Source organism: Pelagicoccus sp. SDUM812005, from assembly GCF_031127875.1.
Taxonomy (GTDB): Bacteria; Verrucomicrobiota; Verrucomicrobiia; order Opitutales; family Opitutaceae; genus Pelagicoccus.
This window is the reverse complement of sequence record NZ_JARXIA010000019.1, coordinates 20,982-34,819: the sequence shown is the minus strand read 5'-3', so window position 1 is coordinate 34,819 and position 13,838 is coordinate 20,982. Positions and strand designations below refer to the sequence as shown.

Annotated in this window: 15 protein-coding genes; 2 read left to right on the top strand and 13 right to left on the bottom strand. The window is 58.8% G+C overall.

From position 1 onward, the window contains the following. Positions 1 to 157: 157 nt before the first annotated feature. From QEH57_RS19530 to QEH57_RS19515, 4 genes are read right to left on the bottom strand one after another with little or no spacing between them, the layout of a single operon-like run. On the bottom strand, positions 158 to 583 hold the full coding sequence (locus tag QEH57_RS19530) for a GNAT family N-acetyltransferase (protein WP_309008470.1): 426 nt from the start codon (positions 581 to 583) through the stop codon (positions 158 to 160). Positions 584 to 585: 2 nt separating this feature from the next. Beyond that, positions 586 to 1,242: an alpha/beta fold hydrolase gene (locus QEH57_RS19525; RefSeq protein ID WP_309008469.1), complete on the bottom strand. Its 657-nt coding sequence runs from the start codon at positions 1,240 to 1,242 to the stop codon at positions 586 to 588. A gap of 15 nt (positions 1,243 to 1,257) precedes the next feature. After that, positions 1,258 to 2,448, bottom strand: coding sequence for a hypothetical protein (locus tag QEH57_RS19520; RefSeq protein ID WP_309008468.1), 1,191 nt, complete (start codon positions 2,446 to 2,448; stop codon positions 1,258 to 1,260). Between the two features lie 12 nt (positions 2,449 to 2,460). After that, the gene (locus QEH57_RS19515; RefSeq protein ID WP_309008467.1) at positions 2,461 to 3,036 is read right to left on the bottom strand and encodes a Maf family protein; all 576 of its coding nucleotides are present in this window, start codon (positions 3,034 to 3,036) and stop codon (positions 2,461 to 2,463) included. 181 nt (positions 3,037 to 3,217) lie between these two features. On the opposite strand from QEH57_RS19515, the gene coaD reads away from it, so the two are divergent. Together coaD and QEH57_RS19505 are read left to right on the top strand one after the other, a co-directional pair. Then, positions 3,218 to 3,700 carry a pantetheine-phosphate adenylyltransferase gene (gene coaD, locus QEH57_RS19510; protein WP_309008466.1) on the top strand — a complete coding sequence of 161 codons (483 nt, stop codon included), beginning with the start codon at positions 3,218 to 3,220 and terminating at the stop codon, positions 3,698 to 3,700. A gap of 41 nt (positions 3,701 to 3,741) precedes the next feature. Then, complete coding sequence (locus QEH57_RS19505; RefSeq protein ID WP_309008465.1) at positions 3,742 to 4,899, top strand: iron-containing alcohol dehydrogenase; 1,158 nt, start codon at positions 3,742 to 3,744, stop codon at positions 4,897 to 4,899. Here QEH57_RS19505 and recF read toward each other — a convergent pair. The 9 genes from recF to lysS form a co-directional block, all read right to left on the bottom strand. Continuing rightward, positions 4,896 to 5,978, bottom strand: a complete 1,083-nt coding sequence (recF, locus tag QEH57_RS19500; protein WP_309008464.1) for a DNA replication and repair protein RecF — start codon at positions 5,976 to 5,978, stop codon at positions 4,896 to 4,898. The two genes, QEH57_RS19505 and recF, sit on opposite strands and share 4 nt — an antisense overlap. A 10-nt stretch (positions 5,979 to 5,988) precedes the next feature. Next, positions 5,989 to 6,672, bottom strand: coding sequence for a 7-carboxy-7-deazaguanine synthase QueE (locus QEH57_RS19495; protein ID WP_309008463.1), 684 nt, complete (start codon positions 6,670 to 6,672; stop codon positions 5,989 to 5,991). Between the two features lie 25 nt (positions 6,673 to 6,697). After that, positions 6,698 to 7,147, bottom strand: coding sequence for a 6-carboxytetrahydropterin synthase (locus tag QEH57_RS19490; protein ID WP_309008461.1), 450 nt, complete (start codon positions 7,145 to 7,147; stop codon positions 6,698 to 6,700). Between the two features lie 49 nt (positions 7,148 to 7,196). Then, positions 7,197 to 7,928, bottom strand: a complete 732-nt coding sequence (gene queC / locus QEH57_RS19485; RefSeq protein WP_309008460.1) for a 7-cyano-7-deazaguanine synthase QueC — start codon at positions 7,926 to 7,928, stop codon at positions 7,197 to 7,199. 135 nt (positions 7,929 to 8,063) lie between these two features. Next, the gene (gene lpxB, locus QEH57_RS19480; RefSeq protein ID WP_309008459.1) at positions 8,064 to 9,236 is read right to left on the bottom strand and encodes a lipid-A-disaccharide synthase; all 1,173 of its coding nucleotides are present in this window, start codon (positions 9,234 to 9,236) and stop codon (positions 8,064 to 8,066) included. Positions 9,237 to 9,253: 17 nt separating this feature from the next. Next, positions 9,254 to 10,186, bottom strand: coding sequence for a Gfo/Idh/MocA family oxidoreductase (locus QEH57_RS19475; RefSeq protein ID WP_309008458.1), 933 nt, complete (start codon positions 10,184 to 10,186; stop codon positions 9,254 to 9,256). 25 nt (positions 10,187 to 10,211) lie between these two features. Then, positions 10,212 to 10,889: an ABC transporter ATP-binding protein gene (locus QEH57_RS19470; RefSeq protein ID WP_309008457.1), complete on the bottom strand. Its 678-nt coding sequence runs from the start codon at positions 10,887 to 10,889 to the stop codon at positions 10,212 to 10,214. Further along, on the bottom strand, positions 10,882 to 12,057 hold the full coding sequence (locus QEH57_RS19465; RefSeq protein ID WP_309008456.1) for an ABC transporter permease: 1,176 nt from the start codon (positions 12,055 to 12,057) through the stop codon (positions 10,882 to 10,884). The genes QEH57_RS19470 and QEH57_RS19465 overlap by 8 nt, the downstream gene beginning before the upstream one ends. Positions 12,058 to 12,301: 244 nt before the next feature. Then, the gene (gene lysS, locus QEH57_RS19460; protein WP_309008455.1) at positions 12,302 to 13,768 is read right to left on the bottom strand and encodes a lysine--tRNA ligase; all 1,467 of its coding nucleotides are present in this window, start codon (positions 13,766 to 13,768) and stop codon (positions 12,302 to 12,304) included. Positions 13,769 to 13,838: the final 70 nt, after the last annotated feature.

Genomic DNA, 13,838 nt, shown 5'->3' with positions numbered 1-13,838 from the left:
CTCGGGTTCCTGCTCTTTTCTGAGCAAATCGTTTCAGTGAGTTCCTATAAGCAGGGGCAATGCCAACTGTATCGGGACAACGATTCAAAGTCGTTTCCATTAGAAACATTCACGCTACAAGCGCAGGGCGCTTCCCTGCGAACCCCGACCACCCCGACTAGGCCTCGAGCGTCATTTCCACGTGGGGAATACCGGCTTCCTCGAAAACCGGACCGCGGCGAACGAAGCCCAAGCCCTCGTAGAAAGGAGCCGCATGGACCTGGGCCGACAAGACGAAGCTTCGCAACCCGGCCTCGCGTCCTAGCCGCATCAATTCCTCCATGATGCGAATTCCTACGCCTTGCCCGCGGTAACTGGGCAACACCGCCAGCCGGCCGATATGGCCATCCGGCAACAGCCGCCCCGTGCCAAGCGCGGTGCCAGCCTTGCTCGCCAATACGTGACGCGAGCAGGCGTCCCACTCGTCCATCTCGATCTCGGCAGGCACCCCTTGCTCCTCGACGAAAACTGCGAAGCGCACCGATCGGATCGCATCCAGCCGCTCCGCAAAATCCACTTCCAACACCTCTATCGCTTCGGCCATAGCTACTCTGCCAAAAACGCTCCCGTTCGCACGAACGCCAAGGCGTTCTCCTGAACCTCGCGATTTCTCATGATAAACGGATGGCTAGCCGGCAAGGCGCGAAACGCCTTCTGCCCTGCCAGCTGGGCATGGGAAACAGCGACCTTTCCGTCGTTGGGCTTGGGCAACAGCTGGGAGAGGATGAGATTGATGCTGCGCGTGCCCGCCAAAACGCCTACCTCGAAATCCACCGGACCCAGCGTCGCGGGCAGGCACCCCGGCCCCGTACCCAGCTCCCGACCTGCCGGACCGTTCAACCAGCCGAAGGCCGGCCACGCCCCTAATCGATCCACCACATGGCTGCCTTGGCTCGGCGGGGCCAGCATTACGCAGCGGCCGAGCTTGGGAAGCGGCCCTTTCGCCTGCAGCTGCCTCAGGACGATGCCTCCCATGGAGTGCGTCACGAAGTGCAGCCGTTCGAAACGCTCGGCCAAAGCCAGCAGCTGCGGTCGCAGGCCTTCCGCGATCTCCGCGACTCCCTGCCGCGTCGATGGGTAATCTAAATTCTCCACCGCGTAGCCCTGCGTCTCGAAGATTCGCCGCAACGGCTCCATCGATCGAACGGTGCGACACAATCCGTGCAACAGGACCACGCACTCACATCCTCGCGATTCAGCCATCCCGCTCCAGTCCCTCTAGTAATAATGGAAGGTGAAGGTGATATCCTCCTCCTCGCCGAACATGTCCACCAAACCTTCCGGCCAAGGCCCGAAGGGAACGCTACGCTCAATCGCCTGGCGGCACATGTGCGTGCCGAACACCCGAGCGGTCGTGCCTTCCAAAATTTCAATGTCCGTAACGTAGCCCTCGGACGTCAGCATGAAGCGAATCTTCACCGTGCTCTTGCGCTCCACCGAGGAGCTTCGCTGCACCAGGTCATCCCAATTGAGCTTCACCGTCTCGATCAAGCGCTCCATGTACTCGCCGAACTTGCTCGCCTTCGCGTCCACCGCCAGCTGGCCCACCGACGACACGCCCAACTTCGACTGTCGCGTCGGCGCCGAAGGCAAACGCGGCAGCTGGGGACGCGCTTTGGGCGAAGGAATTCCATCCTCCGAATCCACCGCCTGAACCGGCAAGCTAGCGATCCTGGCCGGAGCCGCCGGGCTCTTCTCCGCCGTAGCCTCGTCCTCGCCCTCTTCCTCCTCGCCTTCGATCAGATCCGTCACGTTGGTCGGCGGTTCCTCCAGCTTGGAATAATCGTAGTCCGCGATGCCCGACTCGTCCTCCTGTTCCTCCTGGGAACCGAAAAGCGGAACCTCCTTGCGCTGGGCCGTAGAGCTGGCGTCGACCGCTTGCAATAGCGGCTGGTTCGGCGACGGTGGCTGGGCCGCTTGCTGCTGCTCCGCCTCCTCCGGACTCGGGCTGGGGGGCGGAGCCAGCACGGGCTCGTGCAAGCTGCCCGTCAACGTCTGATCCGACTCCACCGTGTCCTCGCTCTCCACCGCAGGACGATCCTCCGGGTCGAGCTCCTCGGGCTTCTCTTCGTTGGCCGCTTGCTGGTCGCGGGCCGCATAGCGGTTCGTGTCGTCCGGCTCGTTTTCCGGCACATCCGGATTCGTCTCCGTATAGAACTGCTCTTCCTCCTCCTCTTCCGGATCGGCCAGCTCGATGCTGAAGTCGCGGTAGCGATCCTCCGACTTGATTGGCTCCGTATCGAACCACCCGAGCGAAAGCATGTAGAAAAACCAAATGTGGGCCAGCAAAGTACCCAGCACGCCCACGACCACCTGCTCCCGCGAATAGGCCCGCCTACGCTTCACCGAGCGCTTGAGCGGATGCTCAAAAGTGTCGGTATCTCGATCTGGCGGAGTAGAAACAGGCATCGATTCGGAATTTCAAAGCAAGTTGTGACGCTCCAGCAGAGCCTTTGTTTCATCCAAAGGCAAACCCATGATGTTCGAATGCGAGCCCACGAAGGACGCGATGATCAGCTCCGTGCCTTCCTGTATCCCGTACGCGCCCGCCTTGTCCAAAGGATTCACGATCTTGAAATAAGCATCGATCGTGGCGTCGTCCAAAGGCTTGAAGGTCACTTCGCTGCGGGCCCCGTCGACCACCTCCAACTCCCGATCGCGGCAAATCAAGGCAAAGCCTGTATAGACGAAATGGGTACGCCCGCCCAAAGTCCTCAGCATACGACGGGCATCGTCCAAATCCACCGGCTTGGCGAGCACGCGGCCGTCGATATGTACCGTCGTATCCGATCCCAGCACGTAGCGGCTCGGATGCTGGTCTGCGACCCAAGCAGCCTTCAGCTGGGCATTGTGGCGGACCATGCCCTCGGGATCCCCATGGCCTTCCTCAAACTCCTCCACCTCCGCCGGCAACACCTCGAAACGCGCCCCGATGCGATCCAACAATTCCCTGCGACGCGGCGACTGCGACGCCAATATAAACTTAGCCAAACTCATGTCCCTCCGCTTCTCTCAAGGAAATCCCTCCCCCCGCAACCCCAAACCCCATCCGCTTCGCAACCAAGCCTCCCCAATCCAGACCCAGTCCCTGCGCCTTAGGCCGCTGCGGCGGGAGCTACCGCATTCCGTCATTGCCAAGCCCTTACAGTTTCCGCAAAGTCTTCGTTTTTATCGGCTTATGAAGATTGGCATTTACCCGGGCACCTTCGATCCCATCACCCACGGCCACCTAGACGTCCTGCAACGCGCTTGCAGGCTGTTCGACAAGGTCATCGTCGCCGTTGCCGAAAACGCGGGAAAAGGCCCCTTTTTCTCCACCGAGGAACGCATGAAGATGGTCGAGGAAAACCTGGTCGGCATCCCCAACACCACCGTCATGACCTTTAGCGGGCTGCTCGTCGACCTCGCGAAGCAAGAAGGCGCCATCGCCTTGATTCGCGGCCTGAGAGCCGTATCCGATTTCGAATACGAATTTCAAATGGCCCTGATGAACCGCCACCTCGCCTCCGAGATAGAGACCATCCTGCTCATGACCAAGGAGGGCTACAACTATACCAGCTCCAGCCTCGTCAAGCAGGTCGCCAAGTTCGGCGCGGACATTTCCAAGTTCGTCCCCGCCAACGTGAACGCAGCCCTCAAGGCCAAGCTTCAGTCTTCCTAGACGCTCCCTGCCTCCTCCTCTCCTCACGCTCCGGTTCGCCCATGTCCAGCTTCACCTTCGCCACCTCCCGCAACATCCACTTCGGAGAAGGAGTCGCGAAGACGATTCCGAGCTTGCTCGACGAGTCGCTCTCCCCGCTGTTCGTCCTCACCGGCAGCGACTCGAAACGCTACGCCCAACTGATCGGCCTGCTTACCCAAAGCGGCTTCGAAGTCTTCATTCATCCCGTCAACGGCGAACCGGACATCAAGTCCGTTACCCTCGCTAGCGAAGCGGCCCGCGACGCCGGAGCCAAATGCGTCGTCGCCATCGGCGGCGGCAGCGTGATCGATACCGGCAAGGCCGTAGCAGCCCTCGTCACCAACTCCGGCAACCTGATCGACTACCTCGAAGGCGTCGGCAAAGGCAAAGCCCTCAGCGAAAAGTCGCTCCCCTTCATGGCAGTGCCCACCACCGCGGGCACCGGAGCGGAGGCCACGCGCAACAGCGTCATCGGCGTCCCCAAAGCCGGCGTCAAAGTAAGCCTACGCAGCGTTTCCATGCTGCCGACCTGGGCTGTAGTCGATCCCGAACTCACCTATAAACTTCCCCCAGAAATCGCCGCCTACACCGGCATGGATGCCCTCATCCAGTGCCTCGAGGCCTACCTCTCCAAATTCGCGAACCCGCTCACCGACGGCATTGCCCGGGAAGGCTTGCGACTCGCAGCCCGCTCCCTGCGGAAAGCGTGTAGGACGGAATTGGATACGGAAGCGAAGTCCGACCTCTGCGCCGCTAGCCTCTGCGGCGGCATTGCCCTTGCCAACGCGAAGCTCGGCTCCATCCACGGCTTCGCCGGACCGCTCGGCGGCATGATCCCCGCTCCCCACGGAGCTATCTGCGCCAGCCTGCTCGTCTCTTGCTTCTCCGCAAACCTGAGAGCCTTCGATACCCGCAACCGCGAAAACCCAAGCCGGGCGAAAATGAACGACGTCGCCACCCTGCTGACCGAAAACCCGCAAGCGAAAGCCTCCTACGCGCTCGCCTGGTTCGAATCGCTCTGCAACGAACTCCCCCTCAAATCCCTCGGAGAACTGGGACTCGAGCGCAGCCAAATCGAAGAAGCCGCCCGCAAGTCCGCCAAGTCGAGCAGCATGAAGGGAAATCCTATCGAGCTCACCAAGTTCGAGCTCGTCGAAATCCTCGAAGCCGCCCTTTAGGGAGCGGAAGGCTTAAACTCCCCCTTCTCGACCTCGTAGACGCGCCATTCCTTGCCGCTGGCCGCATCCGGAAGTTCCGTGCCCGTAGCGATCAACTGGATACCGCCGTCCAAGGCATTCCAAAAGCGCTGGCGCCGCATCGGGTCGAGCTCCCCCAGGACATCGTCGATAAGCAAAACCGGACACACCCCGAAACGTTCCCGCCAATACGCGATGGTAGCGAAAGCGAGAGACAAGGCGATGCTGCGCTGCTGTCCATCCGAAGCGAAGTCCGCGGCGGGCCGACCGTTCAAGCTCAGCTCAAAATCGTCGCGATGCGGCCCCTTGCTCGTGCTGTGCATGATCTCGTCGCGACGCCGGTTTCGCTCCAACAAGGCCCAATAGGCGTCCTCGTCTTCCGGCGACGCGTTCGGCTTGTAGCTCATTCCGATCTCCTCCGCCGAACCGGAAAGCATTTCGTAGAAGCGACTGGCCATGCCGCCCAACTCTCCGATCACCTTCTCGCGCTTGCGAATCACCTCCAGGCAAGGCTGCACCATTTGAACCTCGAAGGGCTTCATCAAGTTCGCAGCCGCTCCCTTCTTGAGCAGCGCATTGCGTTCTTGGATACACTTTTGGTAACGCTGCAAAGCAACGTAGTAATCCCGATCGATCCCGCACAAAAAGGTGTCGATAAAGCGCCGCCGCCCACCGGGCGACCCTCGCACGATGCTCAAGTCCTCCGAAGAGAGCATAACCGCAGGGAATCGCCCCACGAAGTCGGAAGCCCGCCGAACCGGCTCGCGGTCGAGGTACACTTCCTTGCCCTTCTTCTTAATCCGAACCCGAGCTTCCACCTCGTCGTACTCCTCGTGCTCCATCTCGAAGAGAATCTCCGCCTGCGGCGATTCGGGGCCTAGCAAGGTCTCGTTTTCCCGAGCTCGAAAGGCTCGCAGCGAAGTCACGTACCCGGTCGCTTCCAGCAGGTTGGTTTTGCCCTGCCCGTTGCGGCCAAGGAAGAACACACGATCCGCGTCTACATCTAAGCGAGCGAATTTTATGTTCCGATAATTGGATACAGCTACCGTCTTAAACCTCATCGCTTAAGCGCTAGTAGCCCTTCGTCTCGTCGCCACCTAAGGGAGCAGATTTTCTGGAATTCGGATCCAGCAAGTCCGCCCGATAAAGCTTATGCATCTGATAGCCCGCCCGATAGGGATCTCCCAAGTCCTTAACCGCTCGAGTGATCGACTCCAATACGGCGGCGTTTCCATGCTGCGACCACTCGGGATGCAGCCAGACCGGGCGCCCTTCGCTGAAGCTGGAGCCAATGGTGGAAATCCATTTCTGGATCGACTCGACATCCTCCACGATGAGCTTGAACTCGGAAGCGATCGCGAGGTTGTCCATCAAGGGCAGCTTCTGCCACTTCGGGCTCAAGGTTATCCAATCGAAATCTCCGCGAATCTCGAATCCGCCGCTGGTTTCCAGATGCCGGCCGATCCCGCGTTCCCGCAGGGCTGCCGTCAAGTCGTTCAAGTCGTGGATCGCCGGTTCGCCACCGGTGATTACCGCAAACTTCGCCCCGCTCTCCAAGGCCGCATCCGCCAAGTCGTCCGCGGAAAAGCGATCCACATTCTTCGGCACGTAGTCCGCATGCCATGTCCCAGCCGAGTCGCACCACGGACAGTGCACCGGACAGCCGAACAAGCGGATAAAGTAGGCGGAGCGTCCCAGGTGCACGCCTTCGCCCTGCCACGAGTGAAAGCGCTCGTGCACTGGCAAGGTCTTCAACGGTCCGCCCATATTCAAAATCCAACTACCGACGAGCCGGCTCGTAAGTCGCGCTGTTCTTGGCGTCCTCGATCACCTCCACCGAAGTCAAGAACGCCCGTCCATTGGTCATCTCCGTCACTTTCGGCCCCATCACTTCGAAGAGATGCTGGGCGATCCCTTCGCTCGAGCACAGCTCCACGACGTAGGGTTGGTATACCCGGCAACCACTCTGCTCGTTGATGGCCAGGATGTCCTGCAGGAGCGGATCGTCATGGTTGAAGACGCAGGCGTGGTCGAGGTTTTCGTCGATCCAAGCCTTGATGGGCTTGAGCTTGCCGAAGTCTACCACGAAGCCGCACTCGTCCAGCTCGTCGCAGCCGAAGGTAAAGGTGAAGCTCCAGTTATGCCCATGGATCTGCGCGCAATGCCCGTCGTGCCGGTGCTGCCGGTGGGCGAACGGAATGTCCGCATAAGTCTTTTTGCAGGTAAACATAGTTATCGAAAGCTACCACCACCCAACACTCGGTACCTAGCAATCCAAATTAGAGTTTCCAGCCGGATTTCACCAGATCGGAAACCGATGGAGCGCTCGCAAGGTAATCGGTCCTATCCTCCACTCCGGCCAAATAAAAGGCTTCCCGCCGCTCGACGCAAGTGCCGCAGCGACCGCAGTGCAAGGCCCCGCCTTTGTAGCAGGACCAGGTTTTCTCCAAGCTCGCGCCGAGACGGTCCCCGAGCGCAGCGATCTCCGCCTTGTTCGAGCGCACGAAGGGGCGGTAAAGGAACACCTTGCTCCAGTCGCACAGGCGAATCGCATCGTCCAAGGCATTCGCGAATTCCTCCCGGCAATCAGGATAAATGGCATGGTCTCCGCCATGGGCCGCATAGGCAACCGCCTCGGCATCCAAGGAAATCGCCCAAGCGGTCGCGGTCGCCAGCAAAATCATGTTCCGATTCGGCACCACCGTGGACTTCATCTGGAGCTCCTCGTAATGCCCTTCCGGAACTTCCTCCTCGCTGTTCGTCAGGCTGCTCTTGCCGAACAAGTCCTGCAATCCGCTGAGGTCCGCCACCTTATGCAAAATACCGAGCTCCTCGCAAAAGTCGGCCGCTACCCGCAGCTCCTTCGAGTGCTTTTGCCCGTAGTCGATGCTCAACGCCCCCTTGATCTCGATGCCAAGCTCCCGCATGCGATACAGCATCACCGTCGAGTCCATCCCGCCCGAGTACACTGCCACCGCCGATCGAGGAATCGAATTGTCCGAAATTTCCATACCGCCCAATAACCGCTGAGCAAAAGCCAAGTCAACAAACCAAAGCCAGATCGATTCCAAATGCGTAACACCTGGCTAAGCGGCTCGCAAAGCAGCGCTGCCCACCCGAATCGCTCCGCTTACAACAATCGCCGCTTACCAGTAGTCGAGAAGCCACTCTGCAGGACCGCCGGACCTTGGCTTATCCAACAACTCTCGCAATTCGGCCGCCCAGTTCCGGGTCTGCTTAATACGTTCCGCATTTTCGATACAGTCCGTAATCTCGGCCGCGAGGCGTTTCTTGGTCGCAGCGCCTTGGATAAACTCAGGATAGAGCGGCTTGCCTAGGAGGATGTTCGCGATCCCGATATAGGGAACCTTTACGAGCATCCGCCCCATCATGTAGGTGAGGGGATGCGTGCGATACACGACCACGCCAGGGATGTTAGCGAGAGCGCAATTCAGCGACATCGTGCCGGAGCTCGTGAGCACTGCCCGAGCTCCAAGCTCGTCGGTGTTCGGCCGCAATTCGATACGTTGCTCCACTTCGGGAAAATTCTTGAGAATACTCTCCAACAACTTCTTCAAGTCCTCCGAAGCGTAGATGCAGACCGCCCTCAATTTGCTCTTACTCTTCAGGCATTCGCTAAAGGCAGAAAAGAGAATGGGAGCGATTCTGCCAATGGCAGCTTTGCGGCTTCCCGGCAGCAGCAGGATCGGCCCACTCGGATCGTAGCTAACCGGCAAATCGTAATCGCTGGACAGAAACGGATGCCCCACGAAACGCGTATCGAGCTTGGTCCCTTCGAAGACATCGACTTCAAACGGGAATATAACCGCCAGAGAGTCGAGCATCTTGGCCATCTTGTACTTCCGCTTCGCCTTCCAAACCCAAACCTGCGGGCTGATGTAATAAAGCAGCTTCACATCTCCCCCGGCCTTATTTGCAATACCCTTGTCCATAAGGGACTTAGCAATGCGAAGATTCATGCCAGGGTAGTCCACAAACACCACCATCTTAGGGCGGTATTTTTCAATCCAACTTATGGTTTCGTCGAAGATTTTCTTATACTCGCTGTAGTGCTTCAGCACCTCGACTAGACCGATGACCGAGTAGTCGATCAGATCGAATATCACCTGGGCGCCCGTCGCTTCGAGATGCCGCCCCCCAATAGCGCAAACCTTGAAATCCGGCCGTTGGGCCATGACAGACTTCATCATGCGAGCGGCATGCTCGTCGCCCGAGTGCTCGCCAGCGATAACGAGAATATCAACCCAACCTCCCTCGGCGGGCGGAAATGAAATTTCTGCGGATTCAGATTTCGACATTGGGAAAAGCGCAGCCCTTACATCGCCGCGCGCTCGCGGATCTGCTTGGTGATCGTAATTGCCAGTTCGAGAGCCGTCTTGCCCAATTCGCCGCCTACCTTGGGTTGCTTGCGCTCGTTCACGCTCTCCACGAAACTAGCCAGCTCCAGCTTAAGCGGCTCGCCCTTTTCGATCGGCACCTCCGAGGTCTTCATCTCGCCGCCGTCGATCTTCACGACATGCCCCGCTTGATTCATGAAATCGAGCGACAAGTAACCGCTCGGCTGAAAAACGCGAATCTCGCGCAGCTTCTTGCTGCTCACGCGACTTGTATTCAGATTCGCAACACAACCGTTTTCGAACTCGATGCGAGCGTTGGCAATATCCTCCGTCGGCGACAAGGCGCTCACCCCCACGCTCTGCACCAGCTTGACCGGCGACTTCACCAGCTGCAGCACGATGCCGATGTCGTGGATCATCAAGTCCAAGGTCACGCCAACCTCCGTGCCGCGCGGCTGGAAAGGCGCCAAGCGATCCGCCGTGATAAACTTCGGAGCCGAAACCGCTTCCTCCAAAAAACTCATCACCGGATTGAAATGCTCGATATGCCCGACCTGCACCAACAGGTTCGCAGCCTTGGCCTTTTCCAGAATGTCCGCCGCCTCTTCCAGGCTTTGGCAAATCGGCTTCTCGATAAGCAAGTGGCAGCCGCATTCCAGCAGCGGCAAGGCCACCTCGTGGTGCTTATCGGTGGGGACCACGATGCTGACCGCATCGCAAACCTCGCCCAGTTCCTTGATCGAAGCGAAAACCGGACAACCGAACTTCTCCGAAATCTCCGCCGCCCGCTCCGGGTTGGTCTCGAATATCCCGGCAAGCTCGACGTTTTCGAGCTCGTTGTAGATTCGCGCGTGATGCTGGCCTAGGTAGCCTACTCCGGCTACGCCACATTTAAGTTTCGATTCGCTCATGGTGATAGAGGTTTGAAGGGAAATGCTAGTGGATGCGTCCTTGCGACAGGGTGAGTTGACGGTCGGCCAAAGCCGCATGCTCCGCGTTGTGCGTAACGAGAACGAGAGAGGTTCCGAACTCTCGGCAAAGCTCACGCAGCTGGTCCATTACCCGATTGCCCGTGGCTTCGTCGAGATTGCCCGTCGGCTCGTCGGCTAGGATCACCGCTGGATTGGTGAGCAAGGCGCGGGCGATGGCAACTCGCTGGCGCTCGCCGCCTGAAAGCGTATTCGGCATTTGGTGACAGCGATCGCCCAGCCCAACCTTCGCCAGCATGGCCCTCGCTTCGTCGACCTGTTCCTTGCCTACCCTGCCATCGACGATGCGTCGGCTCATAAGCACGTTTTGCAAAGAGTCTATTTCCGGAACCAGGTAGTAGGATTGAAAAACGATACCCAAAAAGCCGCCGCGCTTCACGGCGAGGGCGTTGCGTCCCAGCTTCTCGATTCGCTCCGTCCCCCATTGCACGTATCCAGAGTCTGGCGACTCGATCCCCGCAAGCACGTTGAGCAGCGTCGTCTTGCCGCAGCCCGACTCGCCTTGGATACTGACGAACTCGCCCTTGTTCACGCTCAGCTCTACCGACCTCAAGACCTCGAGAGTCGATTCGCCCGTGGTATACGACTTCGCTACGCCGCTGGCAGAAATCGCTAGCTCACTCACTGCGCAAGGCCTCCACTGGTTTGAGCAAGCCAGCCTTGATGGAAGGCACGAGCCCCGCGAGGGTAGCGATGGAAATCGTCAACACCGCGATCACGATCAAGTCGCTCGCATTGTAGTGCACGGGAAGCTCCGAGAAAAAATAGAACTGCATGGTCTGTTCCCTTCCGCCAATTACTCTGAAAATCGCATCGATGATGGTCTCGCGAGCGCTCAGCAAAGCGAAGCTGAGAGCGAACCCGATTCCGGTGCCCACTACTCCAACCGAAAATCCTTGCAGGCAAAAGCAGGCGATAATCTGCCGGCTGGTCGCCCCCATGGAACTGAACAAGCCGATCTCCCGCGTCTTCTTGACCACCGACGTGAACAGCGAAGTCGCGATGGAAAAAGACGCCACCAGCACTATGATCAACAAGATGAAAAACATCATGCGCTTCTCGAACTCGATGATGGCGAGGTAGTCGGCGTTGCTCTCCAGCCAAGTCGAAACACGAAAGGGAGGCTCGAACAATTCCTGCAGCTCGCGGGCCGCTTTCTCCGCATCCACGCCCTCCACCAGCTTGACCTTGAGGGCATGCACCCCTTCGCCAAGTCCGTACAGGTCCTGCATGCTGCGGAGCGTCGTGATGATCGTATTTTCGTCGACCTTCGTAAATCCCGTTTCGAAAACCGCCGCGACCCGCATCAAACGCGGCAGCAGGACCTCGTTCTGGTTGAGTCGCTGGATCATCAGCGGCGTGTAGAGCTCGACCTCGTCCCCCACCCGCAGCCGCAGGGTATTCGCAATGCCAGAGCTGATCAGCAAGGAGTCGTCGTCCAACTCGTCCAAATCGCCATAGCGGATGTAATCGTCCAAAGGAACGATCTGACGTTCCTTGTCCACGTCGATGCCCTGCACCTGCGGCACGATGGGGCGATTGTCCGTTTGCAACATGACCATGCCGAAAGCGGAAGGGGCGGCAGCCGCTACGAGCGGCGAGGCTTCCAGCAGATCGACCTTCTCCTCGTAGTCCTCGAAAATCCGGCCGTTCATGACCTTCAGGTCCCCTGTCGTGTCCGCGACGACCTCGCGGATGGCATGGCCAAAGCCGTTGAAGACGCTGAGGACTACAACCAAAGCCATCGTTCCCAGCACGACACCCGTGACCGACATGATCGTAAAAAAGGGCAAACGCTTCCCTTTGGGAAAGGTGTGTCGGATCGCGATATACAGGTACCAAGGCATCGGCCTGCAAGAATTAGTAAGCGGCGACGCGAGGCAAGCTACTTATAATAAAGAAGCCTTCCGCCCTCCGCATCCCCAGTCCGGCGCACGGGATGAACGAAAAACGAGAACGAGGCGCGCAAAAGAAAGGGACGCCCCTTTTAAAAAGAGCGTCCCTAATGGAAAATGGAATTTCGTATCCGCAGAGCTGTTACGAGCGAAGCTGGGGATAGAGAATCACGTCGCGAATGTTCTCCGCTTCCGTCAGGAGAATCACGATACGGTCGATTCCCATGCCGAGACCGCCCGCGGGAGGCATGCCGTACTCGAGCGTTTCGAGGAAGTCTTCGTCCATGTCCTGCGTTTCCTCTCCAGCTTGCTTCTCGAACATCTCGCGCTGCACGTCCGGATCGTTCTGCTCGGAATACGCAGGAGCGATCTCCATGCCGCCGATGCAAAGCTCGAAAACGTCGATGGTCGAATCGTCGTCCTTAGTGATCTTGGCCAAGGGGCAGAGCTCCTTGGGAAGGTGCGTCACGAAAGTCGGCTGGATGAGGTACGGCTCGATGAGCTTGCCGAAGACTTCGTTGGAAACTTCGTAGTCCTCCCAGTCCGGCTGGCAGTCGAGGCCGAGCTCCTTGGTCTTGGCCAGCTTCTCTTCCTTGCTCTTGGAGAACCAGTCCGGATCGCCCACCTTTTCGCAAACGAGGTCCTTGTACTTGGCTTCGCGCCACTCGCCCATGAAGTCGATTACCTCGCCATTGGGCATCTTTATCTCCTTGCCGCCGAGCACGTCGGTCACGAGGTGGCGGATCAGGCCTTGGATGAGCTCCATCATGCCGCGGTAGTCGGAGTACGCCTGGTAGACCTCGAGCATGGTGAACTCGGGATTGTGACGGCGAGAAATTCCCTCGTTGCGGAAATTGCGGCCGATTTCGAAAACGCGATCGAAGCCGCCAACCAGCAAGCGCTTGAGGTAGAGCTCCAGGGAGATTCGCATGAAGAAGTCGCGATCCAAGCTGTTGTGGTGCGTCACGAAGGGCTTCGCCGCGGCGCCGCCGGCAATGGTCTGGAAAACCGGCGTCTCCACTTCCAGGAAGGAACGCTCCTCGAGGTAGCGACGGATTCCGCTCACGATTCGGCTCCTGTTGAAGAAGCGCTCGCGGGAATCCTTGTTCATGATCAGGTCCAGGTGACGCTGGCGGTACTTCTGCTCCGTATCGGTTAGGCCGTGGAACTTCTCCGGAAGCGGACGAAGCGACTTGGAAACGAGCGCGTACTTGGTGGCGCGAATGCTGATTTCTCCGGTCTTGGTCTGGAAAAGCTGGCCTTCGACCCCGATGATGTCGCCCAAGTCGAGCTTCTTGAAATCCGCGTACTCTTCGGCGCCGATGCCGTCGAGGCGAACGTAGATCTGGATGATCCCGGCCTGGTCCTGGATCTTCACGAACTGGGCCTTGCCCATCTTGCGAATCACGACCAGGCGGCCAGCGACGCTCACGGCTGGCTGCTCTTCCGGCTCCGCGCCGTCAACGAAAGCAGCTACCGCTTCCGACGAGAAGTGAGTCGGCTGAAAGTCGGTGCGGAAAGGGTCCACGCCTTTTTCACGCAGGTCCGCAAGCTTTTGGCGGCGCACTGCCAATTGGTCGTGGGAGATGTCAGACAGGTTTGAACTCATAATCGTAAAGGAGAGGATTAGGCAACTCGCCGCCAAAAGATCAAAGCCTTTCTCGGATCGGCCAAAATAA

What these genes read in the sequence shown, in the direction of transcription:
- QEH57_RS19505 (WP_309008465.1), top strand. Translation starts at nt 3,742, where the DNA reads ATGTCCAGCTTCACCTTCGCCACCTCCCGCAACATCCACTTCGGAGAA.
- lpxB (WP_309008459.1), bottom strand. Translation starts at nt 9,236, where the DNA reads ATGTCGAAATCTGAATCCGCAGAAATTTCATTTCCGCCCGCCGAGGGA.
- QEH57_RS19475 (WP_309008458.1), bottom strand. Translation starts at nt 10,186, where the DNA reads ATGAGCGAATCGAAACTTAAATGTGGCGTAGCCGGAGTAGGCTACCTA.
- QEH57_RS19515 (WP_309008467.1), bottom strand. Translation starts at nt 3,036, where the DNA reads ATGAGTTTGGCTAAGTTTATATTGGCGTCGCAGTCGCCGCGTCGCAGG.
- recF (WP_309008464.1), bottom strand. Translation starts at nt 5,978, where the DNA reads ATGAGGTTTAAGACGGTAGCTGTATCCAATTATCGGAACATAAAATTC.
- lysS (WP_309008455.1), bottom strand. Translation starts at nt 13,768, where the DNA reads ATGAGTTCAAACCTGTCTGACATCTCCCACGACCAATTGGCAGTGCGC.
- QEH57_RS19525 (WP_309008469.1), bottom strand. Translation starts at nt 1,242, where the DNA reads ATGGCTGAATCGCGAGGATGTGAGTGCGTGGTCCTGTTGCACGGATTG.
- QEH57_RS19490 (WP_309008461.1), bottom strand. Translation starts at nt 7,147, where the DNA reads ATGTTTACCTGCAAAAAGACTTATGCGGACATTCCGTTCGCCCACCGG.
- coaD (WP_309008466.1), top strand. Translation starts at nt 3,218, where the DNA reads ATGAAGATTGGCATTTACCCGGGCACCTTCGATCCCATCACCCACGGC.
- queC (WP_309008460.1), bottom strand. Translation starts at nt 7,928, where the DNA reads ATGGAAATTTCGGACAATTCGATTCCTCGATCGGCGGTGGCAGTGTAC.
- QEH57_RS19530 (WP_309008470.1), bottom strand. Translation starts at nt 583, where the DNA reads ATGGCCGAAGCGATAGAGGTGTTGGAAGTGGATTTTGCGGAGCGGCTG.
- QEH57_RS19520 (WP_309008468.1), bottom strand. Translation starts at nt 2,448, where the DNA reads ATGCCTGTTTCTACTCCGCCAGATCGAGATACCGACACTTTTGAGCAT.